The organism is uncultured Nevskia sp. (genome assembly GCF_903885465.1).
In the GTDB taxonomy this organism is placed as follows: domain Bacteria; phylum Pseudomonadota; class Gammaproteobacteria; order Nevskiales; family Nevskiaceae; genus Nevskia.
The window spans coordinates 1-3640 of record NZ_CAISIQ010000547.1; the positions used below are offsets into that span (position 1 = coordinate 1).

The 3640-nt window shown below is 61.7% G+C and carries 3 protein-coding genes and 1 pseudogene; all 4 read right to left on the bottom strand.

The features are described 5' to 3' along the window. Positions 1-903 (bottom strand): annotated as a pseudogene (carB, locus tag QZY06_RS21120) (carbamoyl phosphate synthase large subunit); the annotation flags it as partial. Then, positions 896-2044: a glutamine-hydrolyzing carbamoyl-phosphate synthase small subunit gene (gene carA, locus QZY06_RS21125; protein ID WP_295687979.1), complete on the bottom strand. Its 1149-nt coding sequence runs from the start codon at positions 2042-2044 to the stop codon at positions 896-898. The pseudogene carB and the gene carA, both read right to left, overlap by 8 nt. Before the next feature lie 173 nt (positions 2045-2217). Beyond that, a complete protein-coding gene (locus QZY06_RS21130; protein ID WP_295687982.1) occupies positions 2218-3276 on the bottom strand; it encodes a PA0069 family radical SAM protein in 1059 nt (352 codons plus the stop codon). A 14-nt stretch (positions 3277-3290) separates the two neighbouring features. Then, a complete protein-coding gene (locus QZY06_RS21135) occupies positions 3291-3572 on the bottom strand; it encodes a DUF427 domain-containing protein (RefSeq protein WP_295687984.1) in 282 nt (93 codons plus the stop codon). Positions 3573-3640 lie beyond the last annotated feature (68 nt).

Sequence of the window (3640 nt, forward strand, 5' to 3'; positions counted from 1 at the left end):
ATTCATCTCGATGACGAGCATCCGGCCGTCTTCGGGATTGATCGCGAACTGCACGTGCGAGCCGCCGGTGTCGACGCCGAGCTTGCGCAGCACCGCGATGCTCGCGTTGCGCATGATCTGGTAGTCCTTGTCGGTCAAGGTCTGGGCCGGCGCGACGGTGATCGAGTCACCGGTGTGCACGCCCATCGGATCAAGATTCTCGATCGAGCAGACGATGATGCAGTTGTCCAGGCGATCCCGGACCACTTCCATCTCGTACTCCTTCCAGCCGAGCAGAGATTCTTCGATCAGCACTTCAGTCGTCGGCGACAGGTCGAGACCGCGGGTGACGATTTCCTCGAATTCCTCGACGTTGTAGGCAATACCGCCACCGGAGCCGCCGAGCGTGAAGCTTGGGCGGATGATCACCGGATAGCCGATCGTGGTCTGGATCGTCCGCGCCTCGTCCATCGAATGAGCAACACCGGAACGTGCCGAGCCGAGGTTGATCTCGGTCATCGCGTCACGGAATTTCTGGCGATCTTCGGCGAGATCGATCGCATGCGCGTTGGCGCCGATCAGTTCGCAGTTGAATTTTTCCAGGATGCCTTCGCGGGCCAGGTCCAGCGCACAGTTCAGCGCGGTCTGGCCGCCCATCGTCGGCAGCACCGCATCCGGACGCTCCTTCTCGATGATCGCGGCGACGGTCTGCCAGCGGATCGGCTCGATGTAAGTGGCATCGGCCATTTCCGGGTCGGTCATGATCGTCGCCGGGTTCGAATTGACCAGGACGACTCGATAACCCTCGGCACGCAGCGCCTTGCAGGCCTGGGCGCCGGAGTAATCGAACTCGCAGGCCTGGCCGATGACGATCGGGCCCGCACCAATGATCAGGATGGACTTCAGGTCGGTGCGCTTAGCCACGGGCACTCTCCTTCGAAGCATCGATCAGGGTGACGAAGCGATCGAACAGATAGCTGACGTCATGTGGCCCGGGGCTGGCCTCCGGGTGACCCTGGAAGCTGAAGGCCGGTGCGTCGGTCAGACGCAGGCCTTGGTTCGAGCCGTCGAATAGCGAGCGATGGGTGACCACCGCATTCGCTGGCAGCGTGGCTTCGTCGACCGCGAAGCCATGATTCTGGCTGGTGATCAGCACGCGGCTGGTTTCAAGATCCTGCACCGGGTGATTGGCGCCGTGATGGCCGAACTTCATCTTCAGGGTTTTCGCTCCGGCCGCGAGGCCGAGAATCTGGTGGCCGAGGCAGATACCGAAAGTCGGCAGCTTCATCGCAAGGAATTCGCGAGTCGCGGCAATCGCGTACTCACAGGGTTCCGGATCGCCCGGTCCGTTGGACAGCATCACGCCGTCCGGCTTCAGCTTGAGCACATCGGCAGCAGTCGACTGGGCCGGCACGACCGTGACCCTGCAACCGCGATCGACCAGCATGCGCAGCATGTTGCGCTTGATGCCGAAGTCGTAGACCACGACATGGCGCGTGCCGCCGGTGATTTCCGGTTCGGCATTGGTCTTCAGTTCCCAGGAACCGCGCGTCCAGGCGTAAGACGCTGCGGTGCTCACCACCTTCGCGAGGTCCATGCCCTTCAGACCGGGCCAGGCCTGCGCCTGCTTGATCGCGGCCTTCTCGTCGATGTGGCCGGCGACGATGCAACCGTTCTGCGCCCCTTTGTCGCGCAGGAGGCGGGTCAGGCGGCGGGTATCGATGCCGGCGATCGCGACTACGTTCTGCTCGCGCAGGTAGTCGCTGAAGTTCTGGGTAGAGCGGAAATTGCTGGCTGGGCGAGGCACTTCACGAATGATCAACCCGGCGAGCTGGGTCTTATCGGATTCGTTGTCCTCGGGATTGACGCCGACGTTGCCAATGTGGGGATAGGTCAGCGTGACGATCTGTTCGCGGTACGAAGGATCGGTGAGGATTTCCTGGTAACCGGTCATGGCGGTGTTGAAAACCACTTCGCCGACCGTGGAACCTTCGATGCCTATGGATACGCCGTGAAAGGTACTGCCGTCGGCGAGCGCGAGAAGGGCCGGAGTCGTTTGGAGCATGTTGGCGGCTGAGGTCCTTGTAATGGCTAAGGTTGTTCTCCTGTCGCGCACACGCGAAGGGGGGCCGGACTTTTGATGGTTGGCCCCCCTCGCAGGATTAAGACGCCATTTTACGGACTGCACCGTATGGAGTCCATCGAATCCGGACAGCATCGGCGTCCAACTTGCTTCGATCAGAACGCAAATGCGCTTTGTCCGCCCTCTTCCGGTACCCGGAAAAGGCTGCAATCAGGCTCGAAACGAGGCCGATCCAGACCCAACTTGCGCGTCGCCAGCCGGTAGCGCTGCGCAATCAGGTCGGCAAAGGCGCCCTCGCCTTTCATCCGCGTGCCGAAACTAGCGTCGTAATCCTTGCCGCCGCGCATCTGCTGGACCAGGCTCATCACGTGTTCGGCTTTCAGCGGCACATGGGCATCGAGCCAGTCCCGAAAAAGCGCCTTGACCTCGAACGGCAGTCGCAGCAGCACATAACTGGCCGACGTCGCTCCAGCATCACGTCCGGCTTCGAGCACCTGTTCCAGCTCGGCATCGTTAACGAACGGGATCACCGGCGAGAACATCACCCGCACCGGCACGCCGATATCGGCCAACTTGCGCATCACCCGCAACCTTGCGTCCGGCGAAGCAGCCCGCGGTTCGAGTGTTCGTTTCAGCGCCGGATCGAGCGTGGTCAAGGTGACGCCGACAGTCACCAGCCTGTCCTTGGCCAGATCGGCGAGCAGATCGAGATCGCGCTCGATCAGGATGCCCTTGGTGATGATGCCGATTGGATGCCGGAAGCGCGCCAGCACTTCGAGGATGCTGCGGGTGACGCGGTGCTCGCGCTCGATCGGCTGGTAGCAGTCGGTATTGGCACCGAGCATGGTCATGATCGGCTTGTAGGATTTGCGCCGCAGTTCCGCTTCCAGCGCTTCCGCCGCATTGGCCTTGTAGAACAGCCGGGTCTCGAAATCGAGCCCGGCCGACAGGTTCAGATAACCGTGGCTGGGCCGCGCGAAACAGTAGATGCAACCGTGTTCGCAGCCGTGGTAGGGATTGATCGTCTGATCGAAACCGAGGTCTGGCGAGCTGTTGCGCGTCAGGATCGATTTCGCCTGCACCGGCCGGACGATGGTCTCGAAAACCGGCAGCGGTTCTTCGTCCAGCTGCCAGCCGTCATCAATCTTTTCGACCGAGCGCGATTCGAAGCGGCCTTCCTCATTCGAACCGGCGCCTCGCCCCTTGCGCAGCACAGCGACCGGGTGACTCAGGCTTCGACCTTGACGCCCTTCCAGAACGCGACTCTGCCCTTGATTTCCGCGGCCGCCTCTTTCGGCTCCGGGTAGTACCAGACCGCGTCCCTGTTTGCCGCGCCGTCGACGTTCAGCGAGTAGTACGAGGCCGTGCCTTTCCAGCCGCAAACCGTATGGGTAGCGCTATCGGCAAGATAATCGCGCTTGATCGAGTCGGCCGGAAAATAATGGTTGCCTTCGACGACCACGGTGTCGCTGCTTTCGGCGATGACCTGCCCGTTCCAGATGGCTTTCATGATTTGCTCCTAGGTTGGTTCATGTAATCAAGTGTCAGACCGACCAGCGCGCGAACGCCGAGCGGCAG